This is a genomic window from Pseudomonas sp. NA-150, from assembly GCF_044336365.1.
Lineage (GTDB): Bacteria > Pseudomonadota > Gammaproteobacteria > Pseudomonadales > Pseudomonadaceae > Aquipseudomonas.
In genome coordinates this window covers 1,112,535-1,136,870 of record NZ_CP172305.1, presented here as the reverse complement: position 1 = coordinate 1,136,870, position 24,336 = coordinate 1,112,535, and the positions used below count along the sequence as shown (strand labels likewise).

Below are 24,336 nucleotides of genomic sequence, written 5' to 3'. Positions count from 1 at the left end.
GTAGGAGCGGGTTTGCCCGCGATGGCGGTGTGTCAGGGCGATAGCTATCGCGGGCAAGCCCGCTCCTACACGATGTGCGGCAGGCCGTTGTGTTCGGCTTCGCGCTGGTAGTCGAGCAAAACCAGATAATCCTCTTCCCTCGCAGGCATCACTTCGCGAATCGCCAGGGTGGCAGCGACTTCAGGCAGTTCGTTGAGCGCCTGATTCATCAGCAGTCGAACCCGCTCCGCCTGCGCCGCATCGAGGGTGACAGGGCCGATATAAGGCAAGGTCGGACTCAACGCACTGCGCTCGATCACCCGCAGCCCCGCGACTTCTTCGCTGGCATCACGCGCCAGGTAGTCGTAGGTGACGCTGTCGATGGCAGCCAGGTCGCCCTTGCCTTCGCGCAGCCAGCGCAGGCTGTCGCGATGGCCGCCGGTCAGCGACACGCTGGCGAAGAACCGGCCATCGCGCTGCAAGAATGCAATCCGATGCCGCAGCAGGTTCATGCCGGAGTTGGAGTCTTCATTGTTGATCAGGCCGTGGCTGTCGTAGAACTGCGCCAGCTCTGTACGCGGGTCTTCGTTGCGCGCCAGCAGCAGACTGCAATGGTTGCCGTTGGCGCTGTGGGGCAGTTGGTAATCCGGGCGGCCGATGACCCGTACTTTGCCGCGCAAGGCGGTCATCAATGGGTAGCCACAGGTTTGGCTCAACAGCAGATTTGGCGACAGCCACAAGGGTTTCAATGCCAACGCCGAGGCGTCGTCCCGATTGGCGCCCAGCAATTGCAGGATGCGCGTCAGCCAAGTGTGGTTGGCGGCGCGTACGCGATCCGGCGCGACGTACATCAATAACTCTGCAAAGCCATGGGTCATGTGCACATCCAGAAGTCAGGCGCTCGGGTGTTGTGGGCTGTCGATGGGGTTGAGGGCGTGTCGAAGGAACAGTTCACCATACCCTTGCACCAGAAAACCACCGCTGCGTGCCAGCCATTGTTCACGCCGCGACTGGTAAACCCTGGGCAGGTAATACCAGGGCAAACCCGGCAAGTCGTGGTGCACCAGGTGCAGGTTCAGGTGCAGAAACAGCCAACTCCATGGCCAGGCCGCTTCGTTGATCACGCTGCGTTGTTCCGGGCGCTCGGTCGGGCGGTGTTCGTAGTAGGAGCGAACCATGGACACCGACAACGCTGGCACGCTGATTAACAGCAGGTAATGCCAGACCGGCACGTCGCTGAAGCCCGCAATGAACCAGAACATCAGCAGGGTGAACGCGGCGTGCGTCAGCCACATCAACCAGGCCTGACGCTGCCCTTGGCGCAGGCTGACAAACGCCTCGCGCGCCAAGGCAATCAGGGCCAGCGGTGCACCGAGCACCACCCGTCCGGGCAAGGTTTTATCCAGCCAGCGCAGGGTTTGATACAGCGAGGACGTGTGTTGCCAATGCTCGCGGCTGAGGTAGCGGCTCTCCGGATCGAGTCCGGGCAGCGTCAGGTCTTCATCGCGGTGATGGGCCAAATGCGTGTCGCGGTACAGGGTGTAGGGATACCACACCGCAAACGGTGCATAGCCCAGCGCCTTGTTCAGCCACAGCCAGCGCGTGGGATGGCCGTGCAACAACTCGTGCTGCACCGACATCCACAGCACCAATAGCGGAATCATCAACAGCGTGGTCGGCCACAGCCCCAAGCGGTGGCTGGCCAGCAGTAAACCCACCCACGCCGAATACACCCCCAGCAACAGTAGCCAGGTCGGCCATTCACTGCGGCCGGTAAAGCGTTGACGCAGGCGCAGCACTTCATCGCGCTGGGCTTCATCGAGGTAGTTGGGCATTGAACATTTCCTTGCGTCACGGCCGGATCAGTCGAAATCGACGACTTCAATCCTTATGTGTTTCGGCGCAGGGAAATCATGTAGACCGATGGGTTATGAACTTAGAACCGCTAAAACAAGTGCGGAGCCTGAAAGGCTCCGCGGAGGGGATGATCAATGCTCGGAAAGACCCGAGACACCTGTTTTTTTGGCTCGTTTTTCTACGCGCCGTTCATCCAGGGTCTTGGTTGGCTTTTTCTTGGCTGCTTTCTTTGAATCCATGCCTTTCATGATGCGCACTCCACGGGTGAGGGATCTGCCCATAGTTATACACCTAATCGGAACCCACACCGAACCGGTTTTTAGCGGGTTATGATGCGCCGCTGAACGCCCTCCCCGACCTGCCGCCGCCTAGCGACCGAACCTATGCCAGATACCCTTTTTTATGTACTCCCAGGCCATTCCCGGCCCTTGTTGAACAAGTTCTACCAGCAACATAAATCATCCATGCGCGCCGGTGGCGACGCTCAGGTCTGGGCGGCAAAACGCGCAGAAATCGTCGGTGGACTGTGCCTCACTGCCGTGGCTGATGGACATTGGTTAACGGGTTTGTTTGTGGCACCGGCAATGCGCGGCCAGGCGATTGCCAGCCGCCTGCTTGCAGAAGTGCGGGCACAAACGGTAGGACCGGTCTGGTTATTTTGTCATCCGGATCTGAGCGACTTTTACCAACGCGCGGGGTATGAACTCACCGAGGTTTTACCCGAGGCCCTGACGACCCGGCTTGAGCGCTATCGGCAAACTAAACCGCTGGTTGCACTGTCCAACGCCGGCGATCAGGCATAGAACTTTTTGTTCTGTAGACTGCAAAAAATGTGTAGGCGCCCCCGTAAAACCGCGTGGTAGCCTCCGCTCCAGATAGGCCCGAACCGGGCCTGAAACGACAAGGATTGGTATGAAACTTCAGCTTATCGCTTGCTCCCTCGCGGCCCTGATCGGCGCTGCGCAGGTTCAGGCTACCGAATCGGCTGCACCCAAGGCACCCGCTTCAACCGTGACCTCGGCAGCATTTTCCAAAGTATTGGCCGGTGACTGGCGCTCGCCGGAAAACAGTGCGCGGGATGTATTTCGTCACCCGCAACAAACCTTGCAATTCTTCGGTTTGCGCCCCAATCAAACGCTGATCGAAATCACCCCCGGCAGTGGCTGGTACAGCGAACTGCTGGCGCCGCTGCTGAATAAACAAGGGCATTACATCGCCGCCGTGCAGAACGCCGACAGCGGTGATAACTCGCGCAAGTCACTGGAAAAACTGAAGCAGAAGTTCAGCGCTGACCCAACCCACTACGCCAAGGCGAAAATCGTCGAGTTCGACCCGCAAGCCCCGGTGTTTGGCAAACCGGCCTCGGCGGACAGCGTGCTGACCTTCCGTAATGTGCACAACTGGGTGATGGCCGACGACGCGCCAGCGATGTTCAAGGGTTTTTATGCCGTGCTGAAGACCGGCGGCACGTTGGGCATCGTCGATCATCGGGCCAAGGATGACGCCACCGAAGAGTCGATCAAGGACAGTGGTTACCTGCCGACCGCTTACGTGGTCAAGCTGGCCACCGATGCCGGCTTCACCCTGGTCGGCGCCAGCGAAGTGAACGCCAACCCCAAGGACACCAAGGACTACCCGGCTGGCGTGTGGACCTTGCCGCCGACCTACACCCTCGGCGACCAGGACCGCGATAAATACAAGGCGATTGGCGAGTCGGACCGGATGACGCTGCGCTTTATCAAGCTCAAGCCCAAAGGCAAGCAACACCACCCGGTGAAAGCGATCAGCGCCGTCAAGCCCTGATCAATCGTCCGCGTTCGGGTCCATGCCCGGGAACAGCACTTCAGTAAAGCCAAATTTGCTGAAGTCGCTGATCCGCGACGGGTACAGCCGGCCGATCAGGTGATCGCACTCGTGCTGCACCACTCGGGCATGGAAACCTTCGGCCACGCGCTGAATCGGCCGACCGTTAGGGTCAAAACCTTCATAACGAATCCGCAGGTAACGGTCCACCGCGCCGCGCAATCCAGGCACTGACAGGCAACCTTCCCAGCCTTCTTCCAGAGTTGGTTCCAGCGGGGTGATCAGCGGGTTGAGCAAGATGGTCTGCGGCACCGCTTCGGCGTCGGGATAGCGTTCGCTGTGCTCGAAACCGAAGATTACCAATTGCAGATCGACACCGATCTGCGGCGCGGCAAGTCCGACGCCGCCGACGCTTTCCATGGTTTCGAACATGTCGGTGATCAGGGCCTTGAGTTCGGGCGAACCAAACATCGCTTCGGGCACCGGTGGGGCGATACGCAGCAAGCGTTCGTCACCCATTTTCAGAATCTCGCGAATCATAAAAACCTACTCTGTCGACGGATGCAGCCATCCTGCCACAAGGACTCACGATTCGTCAGTCTTCGCCTCTAACGGGAGCGAGTGATCGCGCCCCAGCCCTGAAACATGCTGTTTTTCCTCAGGCTGCGCGGCGTCGTGGGCAAACTCTTTATCCCCCGGGTTCTTGCCTTCGCGGGACATGTGCTCGATGACCGCGTTCATCTCCGCGCCCAACAGCAGTACCGCCGCCGAAATGTAGAAATACAGCAACAGGACAATGATCGCGCCGATGCTGCCGTACATGGCGTTGTAGTCGGAAAAGGTTTTAACGTAATAGGCGAAGCCCAGCGAGGCGATGATCCACACCACCACTGCCAGCACCGAACCGGGGGTGATGAAATGAAATTTCTGCTCCACGTCCGGCATCACGTAGTAGATCAACGCCACCGCGATCATCATCAAAAGGATACTCAGCGGCCAGCGCAGGACTGTCCACAGGGTCAGGATGAAATCCTCGACCCCGAACTGCGACGCCACCCAGTCCATGACCTGCGGCCCGGTCACCATCAAGCCCGCCGCCACCAGCAACATGCCGGCGATGCCAATGGTGTAGATCACCGACAGCGGAAAACGCTTCCAGATCGGCCGCCCTTCCACCACGTCGTAGGCGGCGTTCATTGCGCTCATCATCAAGCGCACGCCCGCCGAGGCGGTGTACAGCGCGATAACGATACCCACCGAGAGCAAGCCACCCTTGGATTGCTGCAACTGATCGATCACCGGATTGACCTGGTCCAAGGCTTGCGGTGGCAGGACCATTTCCGACTGCAGGCGCAGCCAGGAAAAGAAGTCCGGCAAATGCAGAAAGCCGATCAGGGCAATCAGAAACAGTAAAAACGGGAACAACGAGAACAGCATTTGATAAGCCAGTGCCGACGCGTAGGTCGACATCTCATCTTCCATGAACTCATTGACGGTACGCACCAACACCTTGCCCAGGTGAATGCCGCGCAAATCCGGAAATAACATGGTGTCTCCTTACAGCAGCTCGAAACGGCTTACACGAATAAAAAGGTCAGGCGTTCTACCTTAACGTAGCCTACTTGGCGAGCGTAAACAGGTTTCAATCCTTGTCGATAACGCTTATCAGACACTACAACGGCCATCCGAAGATGACCGTCGTGGTTCACATCAAGCCAGCAAATTGTTTCAGGCTTTGTCGACACCTTTTTTCACCGCGTCTTTCGCCTTGCCCACGGCTTGCTGGACGTCGCCTTTGACTTCCTGGGCTTTACCCTCTGCTCTGAGGTTCGGATTGTCAGTGGCTTTGCCCACGCCCTGCTTGACCTTGCCGACAGCCTCGTTGGTCATGCCTTTGACTTTATCGCCAGTGCTACTCATGGTGTATCTCCTGGGTTGAAAGTAGGTGTCGATACACTCGACATAAAGGTTGACCCGACCCGGTTGCGCAGAGTTTCAATTATTTTTCCGGCCGGTCTTGCCGCTCATCGCCCATTCCAGCAGCAAAAAAAGCGATCATTTGATCGCCTGGAACAGGATTAACTTTATGTTTTCGCAACAACCCCCGAGAATGCGCGACGCAGTCAGGCAAGGGTGGTCCACGCCTTGCGCTGAACAGACAGATCCACGGGAACATTATGAAACTCGATAAAACGCTGGCCATCGCCCGCAGAAACGAAGAACTGGGCGGTAAAGTGCTCGGCACCAACAACGCCCACTTCACCGCGCTGAATACCAACAAGAACATCTGGTGGTTCGACCTGCCGATGGGCCGCTTGGCGATCGGTCAGTACGAGTGGGTGCATTTGCTGTTGCACACCCCGAGCACCGACGAACTGCTGCACCTGAAAGTGCCGACCGTGTTCCTGCGTGATCACATGGAAGGTCTGGTGGTACGCAATGAGGGCAAGCGTAATTGCTCCGTCAGCCTGGAGTTGAGCGCCGACAAGGACTCCTTCCTCAAGGACGTCCGCCCGGCCGGCGCCAACGTGGCGTTTGCCTCGTTCATACAGCCGTAAGCAGCGCATTGGGGGATCCTGTGTCCCCCGACACTCACCCTATTCAGCCGAACCTGCGGGTCACCAGATAACCGCCCGTCCCCGCCAGCCCTGACACCAGCATCCCCCACACGATATCCACCAGCGCCAACTGCGCCGGCCAGCCCTGTAACGTCGCCCAATTGCTCAGGTCGTAGGTGCCGTACGCCAGCAGACCGAGAAACACACCGCCTGCCGCCGCCCTGCCCCATCGCTCCTTGTGCAGCGCCGGCAACACCGCGAACACTACAAGCCCCAACGCGTACAGCAGGTAAAACGCAACGGCCGGGCCCACCACCGGCGTCTCCCGCATCAATGGCCCCAACCAGCCGCGATAGGTGGACCCCATCAGCAGGCCGAGCCAGATGCCGTCGCCGATCAACAACACCAGCAAGGTGCTGACGTAGGCCGTGAGCTGTTTTTTCATGGGAATCCTTAAGCACGCAGTGTGGGTAGACCATAGCCGACCTCGTGCTCGTCCGACGGCAGGACTTTTCCGGGCATGCTGTAGTCAGTGTTAGAAGGCAGTCATGGAGAAATGGATATGAACAGTGATAGTCAATTGATGGTCGATATCTGGAGCGATTACGTCTGTCCCTTCTGCTACCTGCAATTGCCTGTGTTCGAGCAGTTGCAACGCGATTACGGCACACGGATCACGGTGCAATGGCACGCGTTTGAATTGCGCCCCGAACCCATGGGCACGCTTGATCCCGATGCCGACTATTTGCGTTCGACCTGGACCCGCTCAATCTATCCCATGGCGCAGAAGCGCAATGTCCTCATGAAGCTGCCACCGGTTCAGCCGCGCAGTCGTAATGTCCTGGAAGCCGCAGCGTTCGCCAGGGCGCAGGGTAAATTCGAGGATTTCCATAAGCAGGCATTTCGGGCGTTTTTCGAGTTTGGCCGCGACATTGGCCAGGTGCCCGAACTGTTGGAGCTGGGCGGCCAGATCGGCCTTGACCGCCTGGCGCTGAACAACGCGCTGTCGAGCCATAGCTATGCCCAGCAGATAGTGGCTGATGAAGGCTTGGCCGATGAGCTGGGCTTGCGCGCAGTACCCGCGTTTCTGGTACGTCGGGCGGATCAACCGCTGAGTGCGGCCAAGGTGTTGAAAGGTGCGCTGAACATCGAACCGTTCAGGCGGGAGATTGAGCGGTTGAGCAGGTGAGCATACAGATCCCGGTAGGAGCCGCCGCAGGCTGTGATCTGCGCGCAGCGGCAGCATTTTTGAAGGCCTTTCAGGCCTTATCGCAGCCTTCGGCAGCTCCTACAGGTGCTTCGCTACGATCAGACCAACTCGATCCGGTCGGCATGAATCACGATCTGGCCTTGCTTGTACAACGCGCCGATCGCTTTCTTGAAGTTGCCTTTGCTGACGCCGAACAAGTTGCTGATCACTTGCGGATCGCTCTTGTCGCTGACGGGCAGCACGCCGTTGTTTTCCTTGAGCTTGGCGATGATCTTCGAATTCAGGCTGCTGGCGGCCTCTTCGCCCACGGGTTGCAGACTGAGGCTGATATTACCGTCGGCACGAATTTCTTTGACGTAGCCTTTTTCTTCTTTACCAGGGCGCAAGAACTTGAACACTTCGTTCTTGTGGATCAAGCCCCAGTGTTTGTTATTGATGATCGCCTTGAAGCCCATGTCGGTCGCTTCCGCTACCAACAGGTTGACTTCCTGACCGACCTTGTAATCGGCTGGTGTCTTGTCCAGGTAACGGTCCAGGCGCGCAGTGGCGGTGATTCGGCGGGTGTACTTGTCGAGGTAGACATGCACCACGCAGTAATCGCCAGCCTGCAACGAGCGCTTTTCTTCGGAGTACGGCAGCAGCAAGTCCTTGGACAGGCCCCAGTCGAGGAAAATGCCGATGCTGTTCACTTCGACGACTTTCAAACTGGCAAATTCACCGACCTGAACTTTAGGCTTTTCAGTGGTGGCAATCAGTTTGTCGTCACTGTCCAGATAGATGAATACGTTGAGCCAATCTTCATCTTCACTGGGAATATCTTTAGGGATATAGCGATTCGGCAGCAGAATTTCGCCGTCCTGCGCCCCGTCCAGATATAAACCGAAGTTAGTGTGTTTTACCACTTGCAAGCTGTTGTAGCGCCCGACTAAAGCCATTTCCAAATACCCTCATTGCGTGGGCGGCATTCTACCCGAGTTTGCCGGTTGTGTTCGCGGTGCTCGCCGCTGCCGCTTCTGCGCAGGCCGAAACAGCCAATAATTCAATGCTTTGCCCAGCGTCGGAGACGGCTGGCGAGCGCGGGATCGGCTCCGCTCGTCAGGTCGCTAGCGCCAACCTGGGCCCTGCGGCAACGCTGACGTCAATCCGTCAAAAAATAACTTTTCATTTAAAACAGACGCTTAGCCGCCTTATTCAATCCCGAACGCCGCCAAATCCTCGGTTTAAAGCCTGCGTATTTTAGGGCTATATTAGCCAAGCAATTGTCAAGCCTTTCATATACAATGGCTGGCCGTATTAAGTTTATATAGGTTAATGGCAGCCATGCGCGTAAAAGCATCCAACTCGAAAGCAAAGCCAGCTCCAGCCGTTGAGACGAGCGATTCGATCAACGCACAAATTGCTGCTTTCTTGAAGTCCGGTGGTGAAATCCAGCAGATCGCCAAAGGCGTCAGTGGCCAGACTTTCGGCCCGTCCAAGCAAATCACCCTCGGCAAAAAGTAAATCCCCCCGCATCCGTTGTCGATCTCTATGCGCTTTGTCTTCCAAGGCGCTAGATCCACCCCCTCCTTGCCCTTGAACCCGTCTTGGCTATATTGAACAGCTGAGCGCGGCAGGCAGGATGTTTCCCTGACGGTCAATTCCTTCAGCGGACTCGACAATGACTAAATGGATGCTTCTCGGCGCACTGCTCGGCCTGGGTGGATGCGCGTCACATCATTGCGACAACTCCAACGACTTCAACTCGAACGGCAAAGCCAGCCTCGTCGACAGTCCTTGTTACGTCGATCATCTGATTTATCAAAACGATATGCTCCAGGCAAAGCTGCTGGTCAGCGAGCGTGGTGAGCAAAACACTCAACTGGCCAAGGCCCTGCTCGAGCGCTCGGCGAGTCGTGATCAAAGCGGCGAAGCCGAGTTCTATCAGGCGGTGTTGCTGCTGCGCGACGGCACCGAACTCGTGGAAGCCGTGCGCCTGCTCAGAGTGGCCGCCAGGTATCAACACCCGCTGGCCATAGCGCTGCTGTCGCAGGCGCTGTCGAACATCGATCCGCAACAATCGGCCGAGTACCGCGCCGACTACGCCCAACTGGACGTAGCGAAAAGCGGTTACCCCTCGTTCGTCCAGGCGCAAAAAGTTGCGGATGGATTGATTGCACCAACGCATTGATCGCCGGGTCCAACCGATATCGAACGCCAGGAACGGCTGATTTTCGAAGGAAGTGAATCATGCACTCTGTGTTCAAAACTTTTGTTTCGTTACTGTTGACCGCGTTGTTGATCGTGGGCGGCTGTACCCGAATCGGCCTGGCGTATCGTCATCTGGACGTGATCATTCCGTGGTCGGTCAACGACTACCTGGGCATGAACTCCACGCAAAAAACCTGGCTGGACGAACGCCTCAAGCAACAACTGAGCTGGCACTGCACCACCCAACTGCCGGGTTACCTGACCTGGCTGGACCGCTTGCAGCAGATGGTCGAGAACAACCAGGTCACCGAGCCGGAGTTGAAGGCGCGCACGGCCGAGGCGCGACAAGCCATCGCCCAAGTGACCCACGAAATCACCCCGTCGGCGGTGGAACTGCTGCGCAAGCTGGACGATTCGCAGGTGCAGACCATGCAAGAGGCCTTCGCCAAGGATTTGCGCGAGCACCAGGACGAGTACGTCAAGCCACCGCTGGACAAGCAAATCGATGACCGCGCCAAGCGCATGGAGAAACGCCTGGTCCCCTGGGTCGGCAGCCTGACGCCGGCGCAGCATCAGCAAGTCATGACCTGGTCGTCGACACTGGGTAATCAAAACCAGATGTGGATCGACAACCGCAGGCAATGGCAATCTCTGTTCGTGGCCGCAGTCCAGCAACGCCACGCCGCCGACTTCCCGCAGCGCATCAGCCAATTGCTGGGGGAGCGCGACAGCTACTGGTCGCCCGAATACCGTCAGGCCTACGACCGTACCGAACAGGCGACCACTCGCTTAATGGTGGACTTAATGGCCATCAGCACCCCGCAACAACGTCAGCGTCTGGTGGAAAAAATCGCGGACGTGCGGGCGGACTTCAATGACCTGAGTTGCCTGAAGGCGGCGCAGCAGGATTGATAATGCCGATCCCGCTCTGTAGGAGCTGCCGAAGGTTTGGCAGGCTGGAGACCGTCACAGGCGCTGAACTTTTGCCCGCGTGCAGCCCTCAATCAGATAAGTCCCTATTTGAAAGAGGCAGACCATGAAGACCCTGCTGAGCATCACCGCCGCGCTGACCTTGCTCGCGGCCCTCCCGACCTGGGCCTGTACCCTTGAAGAAGCCACCGCCAAGCGTGCGCAACTGGCGCAGGAAGTGCAAAAGCTCACCCAGAAGAATCCAGAGAAAGCCAAGGAGATGAACGAGGAATTGCAAAACATGAACATGGACACTGCCAGCAAAGACTTGCCGGACAAGTGCCAGCTGATTGATCAGCGTCTCAAGGACCTGGATACCGCCGCGAAAAAAGCCGACGGTTGATCAGGCATAAAAAAACCGGCGCGGGTGAGGCGCCGGTTTTTTGCTTGAAGCGGGCTGCTTACTCGGCAGCTGGCGCTTCTGGCTTGCGCTTCTTCAGCGGAGCCTTGCCGTCAGCACTGACCAGCGACAGCGGGTCGGTCTTCGGACGGTTGGCGATACGACGCTTGGTCGGTGCCTTGGCGGCGCTTTTCTTCTCGGTCTTCTTGTCGCCGGTCTTTTTCTTCTTCACGCCGACCGCTTTGCCCGACGCCTTAACCTTCTTCGGTCCGCCGTAGGTGCCTTTGACTTCCTTGATCGTGCGACGCTCGAAGGTCTGCTTCAGGTAGCGCTCGACGCTCGACATCAGGTTCCAGTCGCCGTGGCAGATCAGCGAGATCGCCAGACCTTCGCCACCGGCACGCCCGGTACGACCGATACGGTGGACGTAATCGTCGCCACTGCGCGGCATGTCGAAGTTGATGACCATGTCCAGGCCTTCAACGTCCAAGCCACGGGCCGCGACATCGGTCGCCACCAGAATCTTCACGCCGCCTTGCTTCAGACGGTCGATGGCCAGCTTGCGGTCTTTCTGGTCTTTGTCGCCGTGCAAAACGAACGCTTTGTATTCCAACGCCACCAGACGCCCGTAAAGACGATCGGCCATGGCCCGAGTGTTGGTGAAGATGATCGCCTTCTGATACGTCTCGTTAGCCAGCAACCAGTGCACGATCTTTTCTTTGTGCACGTTGTGGTCGGCGGTGATGATCTGCTGACGAGTACCGGCAGCCAGTTCGCTGACGCTGTTGACCTGCAAGTGTTGCGGGTCAGTCAGCACCTTGCCGATCATCTCGCGCAGGCCGGCACCGCCGGTGGTGGCCGAGAACAACAGGGTCTGCTGGCGGTTCTTGCACTCGCCGGCCAGACGCTCGACGTCTTCGGCAAAGCCCATGTCCAGCATGCGGTCGGCTTCGTCGAGCACCAGCAATTCGACCTGCGACAGGTCCAGGTTACCGGCGTTGAGTTGTTCCAGCAGGCGCCCAGGCGTACCGATCAGGATATCCGGCACCTTGCGCAGCATCGCGGCCTGGACCTTGAAGTCTTCGCCGCCAGTGATCAGACCGGACTTGATAAAGGTGAACTGCGAGAAGCGTTCGACTTCCTTGAGCGTCTGCTGCGCCAGTTCACGGGTCGGCAGCAGGATCACCGCACGAATGTCGACGCGAACCTTGGCCGGGCCCATCAGGCGGTTAAGCATCGGCAAGACGAAGGCGGCGGTCTTGCCGCTACCGGTTTGCGCAGTCACCCGCAGGTCACGCCCTTCCAGTGCCAGCGGAATAGCCGCTGCTTGCACTGGCGTAGGCTCGACAAAATTAAGCTCGGCCACGGCTTTAAGCAGGCGTTCGTGCAGGGCGAATTGGGAAAACACGGGTGTTACCTCGACGAAAAGCAAAAAAACAGTCGCATAGACTAACGGTTTCGGGCGCCGAGGCCCATTTTCTTTACGCCTCCGGGGTGTTTTTCTTTTCTGCAAAGCCTCTTTTCTGTCGTGAAAACGCCTTCGCAAGCAATTTCCCCGGCAATAAAAAAACCCGATCGCTCCAACGGAGGATCGGGCAGCTGTACCAAAGGTGCGAAAAGGTACCCATGGGAATTCGGTGCAGCGTTCGACTCAGGCAACCTGAGCGATTTTGGCTTTAGCCTGATTCAGACCTTTCTCGAGGAAGTCGCCGCCCATGTTCAGGCCTTCGGCGTGGATGAAGGTGACATCGTGGATGCCAACAAAGCCCAGCACCTGACGCAGGTACGGTTCCTGGTGATCCAGCGGGCTGCCGGCGTAAATGCCGCCGCGAGCGGTGAGGACGTAGGCGCGCTTGCCGGTCAGCAGACCTTGCGGGCCGGTCTCGCCGTATTTGAAGGTCACGCCCGCACGCAGCACGTGGTCGAACCAGGCTTTCAGGGTGCTGGGGATCGCGAAGTTGTACATCGGTGCAGCCAGCACCAGCACATCGGCGGCAATCAATTCGTCAGTCAGCAGGTTGGAACGCTCCAGCGCGGCTTGCTCCACCTCGCTGCGATCTTCGGCGGGCTTCATCCAGCCACCCATCAAATTCACATCCAGGTGCGGCGCAGGGTTGGTCGCCAAGTCACGCACCGTGAGCTGATCATCCGGGTGTGCGGCTTGCCACTGACCGATGAATTGCTGGGTCAATTGACGTGAAACCGAACCTTGCTGGCGGGCGCTGCTTTCAATGATCAGTACGCGGGACATGGGTGTTGCCTCCATCGAAGGGTTGTCTTGAGTCGATGGAGTGGAGATTAAACAGGGAAGAATCGATTAAAAAGCGTAAAAAACTGCTACAACCAATCTAATAAATTGTTTTATAGCAACCGGAGCAGTACTCTCGCACACAGCAAGAAACCGCTCCGATCAGGCCCTTATTTTGCCTGGCAGGTCAGGGTGATCCGCAGTTTGATGATGCTGCGGGTGAACTTGGCCGACGCGTCGACACTGCGCCCTGCAGGGACTTGAATACGACGGGTACGCGGGTTTTCCGGACCATTGACGAACAACACCGTGCATTCAGCCGGCGTATTACCGTAGTTATTCACGGTGATGCTGCCGATGTCGTAGTCGGTGTCATGGGTGTTGTAGTCCACGCTGACCCCGTTGAGGTGCTTTTCCACATCAATCGGATAGGCGAAAGCAGTTACGGGAAGCAACGCCAACAACACACAACAGAATTTTTTCATTCGGCAGTCTCCAATTTGGGCTGCCAGCTTAGGGCAAGAGGATCCAATCATGAAAGCGCCTCGCGTTACCCTTGATCAATGGCGGACATTGCAAGCCGTGGTCGACCATGGCGGTTTCGCTCAGGCCGCCGAGGCGCTGCACCGTTCGCAGTCGTCGGTGAGCTACACCGTGGCGCGCATGCAAGACCAGTTGGGCGTGCCGCTGTTGCGTATCGACGGGCGCAAAGCCGTGCTCACCGAAGCCGGTGGCGTGCTGCTGCGACGCTCGCGGCAACTGGTCAAACAGGCCAGCCAGCTGGAAGACCTGGCGCACCACATGGAACAAGGCTGGGAGGCCGAAGTCCGTTTGGTGGTCGATGCCGCCTACCCGAACGCGCGACTGGTGCGCGCCTTGACTGCGTTTATGCCGCAAAGCCGTGGTTGCCGCGTGCGCTTGCGCGAGGAAGTGCTGTCCGGTGTTGAAGAGGTATTACTCGAAGGTGTCGCCGACCTGGCCATCAGTGGTTTCAATATTCCGGGGTATCTGGGCAATGAAATGAGCGCCGTCGAGTTCGTCGCTGTCGCCCACCCGGAACACCCGCTGCATCAGATGCAACGCGAACTGACGTTCCAGGACCTGGAAAGCCAGCTGCAAGTGGTGATCCGCGACTCGGGCCGCAACCAGCCGCGAGACGTCGGCTGGCTGGGCTCCGAGCAGCGCTGGACGGTCGGCAGCCTGGCGACCGCGGCCACCTTTGTCAGCAGCGGGCTGGGCTTTGCCTGGTTGCCACGGCACATGATCGAGCGTGAAATAACCGAGGGCGTGCTCAAGCCATTGCCGCTGGACAAAGGCGGCAGCCGTCACCCGGTATTCTTTCTCTACGCCAGCAAGGAAAAACCGCTGGGGCCAGCGACGCAGATCCTCATCGACCTGATTCGCAACTTCGACACCGCCCCGCTGAACGCTGCATTTGCTGCCCCACAACAAGCCTGACAAGGAGTTCGGCCATGGCCTTTTTTGAACATGACGGTTGTTCACTGCATTACGAGGAATATGGCCAGGGCTCTCCCCTGTTATTGGTTCACGGCCTGGGCTCCAGCTGCCAGGACTGGGAATACCAGATCCCGGCACTGGCTGCGCATTACCGGGTAATCGTGATGGATGTGCGCGGCCACGGGCGCTCTGACAAACCCAAAGAGCGCTACAGCATTCCAGGTTTTACCGCCGACATTGAAGCACTGATCGAACATCTGCAGCTGGGACCGGTGCATCTGGTCGGGCTGTCGATGGGCGGGATGATCGGCTTCCAGTTGGCCGTCAATCAGCCGCAATTGCTGAAAAGCCTGTGCATCGTCAACAGCGCGCCGCAGGTCAAGATCAAATCCGGTAACGATGTTATGCAATGGCTCAAACGTTGGGGGCTCGGGCGACTGCTGAGCATGCAAACCATTGGCAAGGGACTGGGCCAAAACCTGTTCCCCAAACCGGAACAGGCCGATCTGCGGCGCAAGATCGCGCAACGTTGGGCGCAGAACGACAAGCGCGCGTACCTGGCCAGCTTCGATGCGATTGTCGGTTGGGGGGTGCAGGAACGTTTGTCGCGCATCTGTTGTCCGACGCTGATCGTCAGCGCCGACCGCGATTACACGCCGGTCACACTCAAGGAGGAGTATGTGCGATTGATCCCTCAGGCACGCCTGGTGGTGATCAAGGATTCCCGCCACGCGACACCGCTGGATCAGCCTGACGTATTCAACCGGACGCTGCTGGAATTTGTCGATGCGGCGGAGGTAAAAGTCAGCGCTTGAACGAACACTATCCATGGCCCCGCACAAATTCCCTGTAGGAGCTGCCGCAGGCTGCGATAAGGTCCGAAGGACCTTCACGACTGCTGCGCAGCCGATCTCAGCCTGCAGCAGCTCCTACAAGATGGGGTCCGGCACTGTGCAAAAAAACCCAAACGTGCTTACCTTGTGCGCTTGATGGCACGCGTATGCATTGCTTATCTGCAGTCGAAACCACTACCCAGGATCTCTTTCCCATGCTGAAAAAAATCGCCCTCGCCGCCTGTTCCGTGCTGTTCGCCGCCTCTGTCATGGCTGCGCAACCGGCTGGCAAGCCGACCCACGTGCTGCTGACCACCGATATGGGGCAGATCGAGATTGAACTGGAAGACACCAAAGCGCCGATCAGCACCAAAAACTTTTTGGCTTACGTCGACAGCGGTTTCTACACCAACACCATTTTCCACCGTGTGATCCCTGGCTTCATGATTCAGGGCGGTGGTTTCACCTCGTCCATGTCGCAGAAATCGACCAACGATCCGATCCAGAACGAAGGCACCAACGGCCTGCATAACGTTCGCGGCACCATCGCCATGGCGCGCACCTCGGACGTGAACTCGGCCACCAGCCAGTTCTACATCAACCACCGCGACAACGATTCGCTGGACGCCCAGCCTGGCAAGCCTGGCTATGCGGTATTCGGTAAAGTGATCAAGGGCATGGACGTGGTCGACATGATCGCCCAGACCCCGACCGCCACTAAGCAAGGCATGCAGAACGTTCCGCAAGTTCCTGTGCTGATCAAATCGGCAAAACGCGTCGACGACTGAGTCGAAGCGCACCAGCCCGCCTGAAATGTCCGCGAGCAAACGCGGATTCAGGCGGTCTGATCAGGGAAGTTTTCCACCAGCAAGGAGAGCCCGCTGCGGTGGGCGACAGAACCAATGTTTTATCGTCGTTTCGAACAACTGATCGACATCTTTCGTGACGCCCCTACGGCGGCTCCTCCCGCTAACGTCCTGTCGTTTTACGTCTACTACCTGCGTCAGGTCTGGCCCAGCTTTGCAGCACTGCTGATCGTCGGCTTGATCGGCGCGCTGATCGAGGTTGCGCTGTTCAGCTACCTGAGCCGGATCATCGACCTGGCCCAGGGCACGCCGAATCCGAACTTCTTCAGCCTGCACGCCCACGAGCTGATCTGGATGACCGTAGTGACGCTGATCTTCCGACCGATCTTCGTTGGCCTGCATGACCTGCTGGTACACCAGACCATCAGCCCAGGCATGACCAGCCTGATTCGCTGGCAGAACCACAGCTATGTCCTCAAACAGAGCCTGAATTTCTTCCAGAACGACTTCGCCGGCCGGATCGCCCAGCGCATCATGCAAACCGGTAACTCGCTGCGTGATTCGGCGGTGTCGGCGGTGGATGCGTTGTGGCACGTGTTGATCTACGCCATCGGTTCGCTGGTGTTGTTCGCCGAAGCCGACTGGCGCCTGATGATTCCGCTGCTGACGTGGATCGTCTGTTACATCCTCTCGCTGTGGTACTTCGTGCCACGGGTCAAGGAGCGCTCGGTAGTGTCCTCGGAGGCGCGCTCGAAACTGATGGGGCGAATCGTCGATGGCTACACCAACATCGCCACCCTCAAGCTGTTCGCCCACACCAACTTCGAGCAGCAATACGCCCGGGAAGCGATCAGCGAACAAACCGAGAAAACCCAATTGGCCGGGCGCGTGGTCACCGAGATGGACACGGTGATAACCAGCCTCAACGGCATTCTGATCGTCGGCACCACCGGCCTGGCCTTGTGGTTGTGGTCGACCGGCTCGATCAGCGTCGGCGCCATCGCGCTGGCTACCGGGCTGGCGATTCGCATCGTCAACATGTCCGGCTGGATCATGTGGGTGGTCAACGGCATTTTCGAAAACATCGGCATGGTTCAGGACGGTCTGCAAACCATCGCCCAGCCGGTCAGCGTCACCGACCGCGATCAGGCGCCGAAGCTCAATGTCGATCGTGGCGGGGTGAAATTCACCAACGTCGATTTCCATTACGGTAAAAGCAACGGGCTCATCAGCGGCCTGAATCTGGACATCAAACCTGGGGAAAAGATTGGTTTGATCGGCCCTTCCGGTGCGGGTAAGTCGACGCTGGTCAACTTGCTGCTGCGGCTGTACGACCTGCAAAGCGGGAGTATTCTGGTCGACGGCCAGGACATTTCTCACGTTGCGCAGGAAAGCTTGCGCGAGCGGATCGGCATGATCACTCAGGACACCTCGCTGCTGCACCGCTCGATCCGCGACAACCTGCTGTACGGCAAGCCCGACGCCAGCGATGCCGAGCTGTGGGAAGCGGTACACAAGGCACGCGCCGATGAGTTCATTCCGCTGCTGTCGGATGCCGAAGGCCGTACCGGCTTTGACGCGCATGTCGGCGAACGTGGGGTGAAGCTGTCAGGCGGTCAACGCCAACGGATCGCCATCGCTCGCGTATTGCTCAAGGACGCGCCGATTCTGATCATGGACGAAGCCACCTCGGCACTGGATTCGGAGGTGGAAGCGGCGATTCAGGAAAGTCTGGAAACCTTGATGCAAGGCAAAACCGTAATCGCCATCGCCCACCGCCTGTCGACCATCGCCCGTATGGATCGTCTGGTGGTGCTGGAGAAAGGCCAGATTGCCGAGAGCGGCACCCATGCAGAATTGCTGGCCCATGGCGGGCTGTATGCAAGGCTGTGGCAGCATCAGACGGGTGGGTTTGTCGGGATCGATTGAAAACTCGGGTAACACCAATCCCCTGTAGGAGCTGCCGCAGGCTGCGATAAGGCCTGGAAGGCCTTCAAAACCTGCTGTCGCTGCGCAACAGATCGCAGCCTTCGGCAGCTCCTACAGGCGTAAGCGTCAAACCTGCCGATACGGCAACGCGGTCCGTGCTTCTTCGGCGTAGGCGAGAATGCCCGGGCGTTCCTGTTCGAGGAAGTCGCTGACCGCTGACTTCAGCCCCGGATGCGCCAGGTAGTGCCAGGAGTGGGTGATCACCGGCTCAAAGCCCCGAATCAATTTGTGCTCGCCCTGCGCGCCGGCGTCGAAACGCTGGAAGCCCTTGTCGATGGCGTATTCCATGCCTTGATAAAAACAGGTCTCGAAGTGCAGCCGATCGAACTCCGCCAGGCACCCCCAATAACGCCCATAAAAACTGTCGCCGCCGACCAGGCTGAACGCCATCGCCACCGGCCGTGAGCCCTGCTTGGCAAACACCACGCGAATCGCCTCCGGCATACGCTCGGCCAGCAGGCTGAAAAACTCACGCGTCAGGTACGGCGCCTGACGACGCACCGCGTAGGTGTTGGCATAGCAGGCGTAAACGAAGTCCCACTGCGCTTCGCTCAGCTCATGACCTTCCAGCCATTCAAACTCGAAACCCTGACCCGCCACCTGCTCGCGCTCTTTGCGCATTTGCTTGCGCTTGCGTGAACTCAAAACGTCGAGGAAGTCCTGAAAATCCCGGTAGCCGCGATTCTGCCAATGGAACTGACAGCCCAGACGCTGCAACCAGCCCGGTTCTTGAGCCAACAAGGCGTTGGCCATCGGGTCGGTGAAGTTGATGTGCACGCTGGATAGCTGCTCGATTTCCATATAACCGGGCAACGCCCTCAACAGCTCGATCCCGGCCTCGGGCGTCGCCGCCAGCAAACGCGGACCGGTCACCGGGCTGAAGGGCACGGCGATCAGTAACTTCGGGTAATAATCGATGCCAGCGCGCTCGCACGCCTGAGCCCAGCCGTGATCGAACACGTACTCGCCGTAGGAGTGCCATTTGCGATAACCGGGCATTGCCGCGATCAGTTGGCCATCCTCGTAGTGCAGCAGGTGCTCCGCACTCCAGCCCGAACGCGGGCCGAGGCTGCCGCTGTCTTCCAGGGCGCTGAGAAAGGCATGGCGTAGAAAAGGCTGTCCGGAAGGCACCAAGGCGTCCCATTGTTCCGGGGCCAGCGCCGAAAGACTGTCCAAACGTTGTAGCGGCATCAGCATTCCCCAAGCGTTATTACGCACAAGCCTGGCGAGTATCGCGCATCCGTTGGCGAAGCCGAAATAAAAAACCCCGCCGAAGCGGGGCAAAAACGATGAGCTTTAACGGATGAAGAAAAAACCCGACGTCGCGTTATACGGAGTCTCCAATCGCCCGACGTGAGGCATGGCGAGTGAACGAACCGATGATGCCGCTTTGATGTTTCATATAAGTGACTGGTAGATAGAAGTTTTACGACATCATCTGACGCTATCTGTAGTTCTAATATCTGCTTCGATAGATTGGGTCAACTCCAGTGCGAGGGCATCGATAGCCGATTCTCGGGCGCTCTGAATCGCTTTGACCCGACTCAGATAGGCCTCATCGGTGATGTTCTTGCTCTCGGCATCCAGTGCCTCCAACTGCACATGAAAAGGGCTCTGAACAGACTCGAAACGCTGTACATAGCGCCGTTCGAGGAAGGTCACCCAGAACTCTCGGGCAATTATCGACTGCAAAAACGCGGGTGTGCGCTCTCGCGCGAAAATCAATTGCTCGGCGCTATCGAGCATGTCATTCGAGACCCCGGACAACTGGTTGAACAGCATGCCTTGCGGTTGCTCCGGCAACTCCAGGCGTTGCGCCAAGCCTACCCTGTACGCGAGCCGAACCTCGGCCGGGTCGGGCTGGTCGTTCGCTTCCAGCCTGCGGGTGATCTCGCTTTCGGCTATTTTTTCGAGTTCATCCAGCCGGTCCAGACCTCTGGCCAAACCGAACAACGCATCGCGCTGAGCCGCAACGTTCAATGCTTGCATCCCTTTCATAGCCTTGAACACCAACACCTGGACTTCCATGTTGTTGAAGAGGATCGCGGCTCCGTCGCCACAGGTTTCGGGATGCTCCGTCATGCTAAATAACTCGTCACGCAAAGCCGCACTGGTGGACACTTCGTCGATCACCGACCAGACACGCCGAGTCAGTACCAATCGGTTATTGCGATAATCCGCAGACTGAGTCAAATCATCCAGCACGTGAAAAAAATCCCCTGAACGAGGCTCTACCTGCAGGTCGCCCCACTGGTACAAACGGGTCTGAAACTGATCGCTGGCGACACCCTCCATCCACAGCGATCCGTTGTTCACCACGCTACGCGCGCGGGTTCGCACAGGGCTGAGTCCCATGCGTGTAAGCGTCCTGCCATCGAGCAACTGCGTCGCCCGCGCCAGACTTTGCCGATTGATGGGATTGTCATGCAGATGAATCCGTCTGGCGTTGTTGCTCACACTCTGCAAAACGGCATCGGATAGTTCGCTGATACGGTTATCACGCAGATCGGCGTGTCTCAGTGCCTCACACTCCAGCAGACCGGTCGGTACGCTCTCGATTCCAGTGCCGCGCAAGCAGAGTCTGGACAAGTGGTTGAACGGGGTGAGGTCCAGCAACGAACCCAGGGGGCATCGATTAAGATTGAGTTCGCGCAACTGTGCCAGCCGCTGCAAACGCTGCACCGAGAGTTCGCCCAACGTCAGCGGATTGTCCTGCAGCTCCAGACGAACCAGCTGAGTCTGTTCGCCCAGCGCCTCGGGGATCGAGGTGAGCCCATTGCCTCGCAGACCCAGCCAATACAGCTTGGGAAATTGCTGGAGCGACGCACTGACTTGACTTGAGCGCAGCCCAAGGCCATTGAGCTGCAACGACCCAACGTGGTCGAAATGTGCTGTGAGGGGAGGCAGTTGCCCGATGGCCAGGCTGCTCAAGTCCAATTCATAACCGATAAACTCCCCACTAGTGAGGTAGCGCCTTTCACTCTGCCGTCTCCAGCAGTTCTTGATTCGGCTGGCAGCAATCTGCTTGTCGGCTTGAATGAACAGTGGCAAGTGCACCCCATCGCCCTCTGCGACCCAGTTATCCAACGCCCCAAGCAGCACGTCGTATTCCACTTTCAGCGCTTCGAGTCGGCGCCGGACATACGCCTCGACCCCACCAGAACCTGCGCTGTACTCGGCCCGAAGCTCGGCGAGAAAGGCCTGAGCCTCGATGTCGTTAAAAGACGGAAACAGCTCTTTGATCGCCAGTTCCGGCGAGAAACTGGAACCCCGGCGTCCCAGCCTGGTAAACAGTCCTCGCATGCGCCCGCTGAGTGGATACCCCACGCGCCCCTCCTCCAGCCGCGAGGGTGATTTGAACCCGGGCTTGATCGGCTGCATCCCCAATGACCGAGCGACCACATCACGACGGCTGACGGCAATATCTCCCAACATCATCCGCAGCGCTTGCTCACTCGAGTCGCTCGACAATCCGACAGCCCTGCGGCTGGCGTCCGGCAATGCCTGCAGCAATGCCGTAAAGAACCCTTGATCAGGCTGACCCAAGGCCTTGCCAGTAGGGTCGAAAGCCTGGTAACCCGACACTGACTTGACCAATACCTGGCGGATCGTCGCCTGCTGAGTGTCGCCGACGACAGCCAGTCGCGTGCCGCTGAAACTGGCCTCGCGCACCTCCAATGCCAGGTCGCGTGGCCAGCCGGGCAAGTGTTGCAACAGCTGCAAACCGGCAGAGGCGGTGTCCGGGTTGTTCGCAGCCGCTTGATAAAACCCTTGGTTGGCGCGGTTCAAGCGCAACAGTTGCTGGTATTCCCGCGCCTGCTCGGCCAGGCGCAACGGCAATCGATTGGCGGTCGTCATGCGGGCCTTTTCCACGGTGTTCGCCGATTGCAGGATCTCGTTGGCGACGCTCGTCGGCAGGCTCGGGAAATCCCGCTGGATCAGCAGCACATGGGGATCGCTCGACGTCGGGGCACTGACCGGAGCGCTTTGAAGGTGTTGCACCGCATCATGCAACAATGCCGGCAGTTCCTGGTTTTCGACATGGATCTGCCGCAGCACGTCCTCATCAGCGCCGGTGACCGTCATGATTCGCTCCAGACTCTGTTGCGATACTTGCCCCAGCGAACCATGCAGACGCCGGAACAAAGTCTCTGCCTCCCACGCCATGGGATTTTCACTCGTGTGTCGCCAGCGACCGACGGCACTGCGCTCAAGGACCGGCGAATAATAATTGGCGTCCGTCGGATGCTTGATCCGCCATTTTTGCAGTGCCGGGTCGAGTTCAACCCGATAGAACTTGCCCTCTATGGGCAGCCAGGTTTTGCCATCGATCGCGATACGGCCCTCGACATCAGCCAGCGCCCCGGCCGGCAGCCTCACCTTCTGTTCGAAGGGTTTCAACTCCGGTTTCCATAACCGCGTGCTGCCATCATTCAGCGTGACCGGAGTTAACCCTTCAATAAAGCTGGAGGGTGCTGGAGCGTTGCGCGCCGGTGCACCGACAGCGCTTACCAATACCGCGGTCAGCGCGACGTTCTGGGCAATATCGCAAATATGGGTAAGCGCCTCATCGGTTTCTCCGTGGTTCCATTCTTCGAAAGCGGTAAACCCCTCCTGCAATAACTGGGAAATAGCGACCACAGCCATTACTTCGCCCAGGACGGGTATGAAAAAAGCCGCGACATTGAGCAAATCCAGGCTATGAGTTTCATAAGACAGCAGCCTGGCAAGGCGCAGCGCTTGATCCTCATCGCCCGTGGGCACTGCCAACACCCGGGAATCGCCATATGTTTTGCGCAATAAATGGCCATATAGCAGCTTAAAAGGGGGCGTAGCGACGACGATCTTCTCCAACTGCAAATCCGCCTGCTGGTTGAACGTATCGCCGGACGAGTGGCTCGTCAGGCCCAAACGGTCGTTAATTTTTTTGAAAAAGAAGTGGCTGATCCGTAAGTCGACGAAGCGTTGGAAATACTGCTGATAGGTTTTGCTCGCCAGCTTTCGGCGGAGCAAGTCAGTAAACGCCGTAAACGATGAGTATTCCTTGAGCGGGTGCTCTGGCTCCGCAGGCATGTACACCAGGCAGGCGCCGCTTCCTTCTGCGGCTTCGATCAACAGAGCGCCGGACAGCACACTGCCGGGAAAGGCGGTGCTGTCCACCAGTTCGCGGAACAGTGCGTTTCCAGGCAGTGCCGGGGTATTCAACACATCACCGATCAGGCCTTGTTGGGGAAGTTTGGGAGTGGTCAACATTTGCAATTGGCAGTGCCGAACAGGCGCACCATTCCACTGGGGGACACTCCCCGGTGTGATCCACTGCACCAGCATTTCATGGGCTGACGGGCTGATGTGTTTTTTCATCAGCGCGATGTGGGTGAGCACCGCGAAGGTATTGCGCTCGCAGTGCATAAATTTGTCTGCGACACCCTGAGCGGCCCCAGCAGCGGTTTGTCCATTAGCCGCCGCCGGCTTGAACACGCTGTCCAGGTGCGCCTGGTACTTGCTGCCCAGGTCGAGGCTGCGGCACAACGCCGTGAAATCTTCAGGTTTGATAGCGATACGGCCGTTGTAAACATATTTCCAGCGCTTGGCTGGGGCGTCCGGAAAGTCAGGATAGCGATCTTCATCCACCTCGACCTGCTGCAATCCATTGACCGGCAGCAGCGCAGCGCCCAGGAGAAAACGCCCGGGCCGCATCTCGGATTCATCGAAATTTTGCAAGGCAGCCAGCAGCAGACTTTGTTTACGAACAAAGGTGTGACTGCCCGTCAAATGGGAGTTTTCAATTCGAAAGGTGACGAATTGATTGCCCTGCACATCCAGCCTCAGGTTGAATCGCCGATCCAGCGCATGGATCAGCAGTGGCTCGGCAAAGGCTTGCACGGACATCAATCGCTTGCGCACCGGTTCCAGGTCACGCTGGGAAAACTGGCTGTACAACTGGCTCAGTTGCAAGGTTTTGCGCATTTCTGGAGAAGCCTTCAAATACCACGCTGGCAAGCGGTCCTTGAGGAACTCGAGATTGGGGTGACCGTCGCCGAATGGCTCATCGCTGACCAGCGATGGTTCGGGGCTTTGAACGGTTTGATCTGACATCGG

At 58.2% G+C, this 24,336-nt stretch carries 24 protein-coding genes; 12 read left to right on the top strand and 12 right to left on the bottom strand.

The genetic code is table 11. The annotated features are described in order from the left end of the window. Positions 1-65: 65 nt before the first annotated feature. On the bottom strand, positions 66-857 hold the full coding sequence (locus ACF0H7_RS05460; RefSeq protein WP_397451775.1) for a phosphate/phosphite/phosphonate ABC transporter substrate-binding protein: 792 nt from the start codon (positions 855-857) through the stop codon (positions 66-68). Positions 858-872: 15 nt separating this feature from the next. After that, positions 873-1,814, bottom strand: a complete 942-nt coding sequence (locus ACF0H7_RS05455) for a fatty acid desaturase (protein WP_397451774.1) — start codon at positions 1,812-1,814, stop codon at positions 873-875. A gap of 405 nt (positions 1,815-2,219) precedes the next feature. Here ACF0H7_RS05455 and ACF0H7_RS05450 point away from each other — a divergent pair, with 405 nt between their 5' ends. Together ACF0H7_RS05450 and ACF0H7_RS05445 are read left to right on the top strand one after the other, a co-directional pair. Beyond that, positions 2,220-2,639 (top strand): GNAT family N-acetyltransferase, encoded by a 420-nt coding sequence (locus ACF0H7_RS05450; protein ID WP_397451773.1) that lies wholly within the window; start codon positions 2,220-2,222, stop codon positions 2,637-2,639. Between the two features lie 109 nt (positions 2,640-2,748). After that, positions 2,749-3,639, top strand: coding sequence for a class I SAM-dependent methyltransferase (locus ACF0H7_RS05445; protein WP_397451772.1), 891 nt, complete (start codon positions 2,749-2,751; stop codon positions 3,637-3,639). Here the strand turns inward: ACF0H7_RS05445 and def are convergent, their stop codons facing one another. The 3 genes from def to ACF0H7_RS05430 all read right to left on the bottom strand — a co-directional run bounded on the left by def (position 3,640) and on the right by ACF0H7_RS05430 (position 5,559). Continuing rightward, a complete protein-coding gene (gene def / locus ACF0H7_RS05440; protein WP_397451771.1) occupies positions 3,640-4,179 on the bottom strand; it encodes a peptide deformylase in 540 nt (179 codons plus the stop codon). It lies immediately after the preceding gene. 45 nt (positions 4,180-4,224) lie between these two features. Beyond that, the gene (locus tag ACF0H7_RS05435; protein ID WP_397451770.1) at positions 4,225-5,187 is read right to left on the bottom strand and encodes a YihY/virulence factor BrkB family protein; all 963 of its coding nucleotides are present in this window, start codon (positions 5,185-5,187) and stop codon (positions 4,225-4,227) included. A gap of 180 nt (positions 5,188-5,367) precedes the next feature. Beyond that, positions 5,368-5,559 (bottom strand): CsbD family protein, encoded by a 192-nt coding sequence (locus tag ACF0H7_RS05430; protein WP_397451769.1) that lies wholly within the window; start codon positions 5,557-5,559, stop codon positions 5,368-5,370. A 257-nt stretch (positions 5,560-5,816) separates the two neighbouring features. Here ACF0H7_RS05430 and ACF0H7_RS05425 point away from each other — a divergent pair, with 257 nt between their 5' ends. Continuing rightward, complete coding sequence (locus tag ACF0H7_RS05425; RefSeq protein WP_397451768.1) at positions 5,817-6,197, top strand: hypothetical protein; 381 nt, start codon at positions 5,817-5,819, stop codon at positions 6,195-6,197. 43 nt (positions 6,198-6,240) lie between these two features. Here ACF0H7_RS05425 and ACF0H7_RS05420 read toward each other — a convergent pair whose 3' ends face one another. After that, positions 6,241-6,642, bottom strand: coding sequence for a DUF2177 family protein (locus tag ACF0H7_RS05420; protein WP_397451767.1), 402 nt, complete (start codon positions 6,640-6,642; stop codon positions 6,241-6,243). A gap of 117 nt (positions 6,643-6,759) precedes the next feature. On the opposite strand from ACF0H7_RS05420, the gene ACF0H7_RS05415 reads away from it, so the two are divergent. Continuing rightward, positions 6,760-7,386 (top strand): DsbA family protein, encoded by a 627-nt coding sequence (locus tag ACF0H7_RS05415; RefSeq protein WP_397451766.1) that lies wholly within the window; start codon positions 6,760-6,762, stop codon positions 7,384-7,386. 119 nt (positions 7,387-7,505) lie between these two features. On the opposite strand, the gene ACF0H7_RS05410 is transcribed toward ACF0H7_RS05415, so the two are convergent. Beyond that, positions 7,506-8,342, bottom strand: coding sequence for a S1 RNA-binding domain-containing protein (locus ACF0H7_RS05410; protein WP_397453833.1), 837 nt, complete (start codon positions 8,340-8,342; stop codon positions 7,506-7,508). A 376-nt stretch (positions 8,343-8,718) separates the two neighbouring features. Here ACF0H7_RS05410 and ACF0H7_RS05405 point away from each other — a divergent pair, with 376 nt between their 5' ends. From ACF0H7_RS05405 to ACF0H7_RS05390, 4 genes are all read left to right on the top strand, one after another. Continuing rightward, entirely contained in the window at positions 8,719-8,907 is a 189-nt protein-coding gene (locus tag ACF0H7_RS05405) for a hypothetical protein (RefSeq protein WP_027898056.1), read from the top strand. Between the two features lie 157 nt (positions 8,908-9,064). Then, positions 9,065-9,574 (top strand): hypothetical protein, encoded by a 510-nt coding sequence (locus tag ACF0H7_RS05400; RefSeq protein ID WP_397451765.1) that lies wholly within the window; start codon positions 9,065-9,067, stop codon positions 9,572-9,574. A 59-nt stretch (positions 9,575-9,633) separates the two neighbouring features. Next, entirely contained in the window at positions 9,634-10,506 is an 873-nt protein-coding gene (locus ACF0H7_RS05395) for a DUF6279 family lipoprotein (protein WP_397451764.1), read from the top strand. Positions 10,507-10,630: 124 nt separating this feature from the next. Further along, on the top strand, positions 10,631-10,906 hold the full coding sequence (locus tag ACF0H7_RS05390; protein ID WP_397451763.1) for a hypothetical protein: 276 nt from the start codon (positions 10,631-10,633) through the stop codon (positions 10,904-10,906). Between the two features lie 58 nt (positions 10,907-10,964). Here the strand turns inward: ACF0H7_RS05390 and ACF0H7_RS05385 are convergent, their stop codons facing one another. The 3 genes from ACF0H7_RS05385 to ACF0H7_RS05375 all read right to left on the bottom strand — a co-directional run bounded on the left by ACF0H7_RS05385 (position 10,965) and on the right by ACF0H7_RS05375 (position 13,636). Next, entirely contained in the window at positions 10,965-12,311 is a 1,347-nt protein-coding gene (locus tag ACF0H7_RS05385) for a DEAD/DEAH box helicase (protein WP_397451762.1), read from the bottom strand. Between the two features lie 243 nt (positions 12,312-12,554). After that, positions 12,555-13,154: an FMN-dependent NADH-azoreductase gene (locus ACF0H7_RS05380; RefSeq protein WP_397451761.1), complete on the bottom strand. Its 600-nt coding sequence runs from the start codon at positions 13,152-13,154 to the stop codon at positions 12,555-12,557. A 167-nt stretch (positions 13,155-13,321) separates the two neighbouring features. Then, positions 13,322-13,636, bottom strand: coding sequence for a 3-phosphoglycerate kinase (locus ACF0H7_RS05375; protein ID WP_397451760.1), 315 nt, complete (start codon positions 13,634-13,636; stop codon positions 13,322-13,324). A 49-nt stretch (positions 13,637-13,685) separates the two neighbouring features. Here ACF0H7_RS05375 and ACF0H7_RS05370 point away from each other — a divergent pair, with 49 nt between their 5' ends. The 4 genes from ACF0H7_RS05370 to ACF0H7_RS05355 all read left to right on the top strand — a co-directional run bounded on the left by ACF0H7_RS05370 (position 13,686) and on the right by ACF0H7_RS05355 (position 18,177). Beyond that, positions 13,686-14,609 carry a LysR family transcriptional regulator gene (locus ACF0H7_RS05370; RefSeq protein WP_397451759.1) on the top strand — a complete coding sequence of 308 codons (924 nt, stop codon included), beginning with the start codon at positions 13,686-13,688 and terminating at the stop codon, positions 14,607-14,609. 14 nt (positions 14,610-14,623) lie between these two features. Beyond that, positions 14,624-15,424, top strand: coding sequence for an alpha/beta fold hydrolase (locus tag ACF0H7_RS05365; protein WP_397451758.1), 801 nt, complete (start codon positions 14,624-14,626; stop codon positions 15,422-15,424). A 233-nt stretch (positions 15,425-15,657) separates the two neighbouring features. Continuing rightward, positions 15,658-16,230, top strand: a complete 573-nt coding sequence (locus ACF0H7_RS05360; RefSeq protein ID WP_397451757.1) for a peptidylprolyl isomerase — start codon at positions 15,658-15,660, stop codon at positions 16,228-16,230. A gap of 114 nt (positions 16,231-16,344) precedes the next feature. Then, entirely contained in the window at positions 16,345-18,177 is a 1,833-nt protein-coding gene (locus ACF0H7_RS05355) for an ABC transporter ATP-binding protein (RefSeq protein WP_397451756.1), read from the top strand. A gap of 126 nt (positions 18,178-18,303) precedes the next feature. Here the strand turns inward: ACF0H7_RS05355 and ACF0H7_RS05350 are convergent, their stop codons facing one another. Both ACF0H7_RS05350 and ACF0H7_RS05345 read right to left on the bottom strand, forming a co-directional pair. Continuing rightward, entirely contained in the window at positions 18,304-19,428 is a 1,125-nt protein-coding gene (locus ACF0H7_RS05350; protein ID WP_397451755.1) for a GNAT family N-acetyltransferase, read from the bottom strand. Between the two features lie 243 nt (positions 19,429-19,671). After that, positions 19,672-24,333, bottom strand: coding sequence for an NEL-type E3 ubiquitin ligase domain-containing protein (locus ACF0H7_RS05345; RefSeq protein WP_397451754.1), 4,662 nt, complete (start codon positions 24,331-24,333; stop codon positions 19,672-19,674). Positions 24,334-24,336 lie beyond the last annotated feature (3 nt).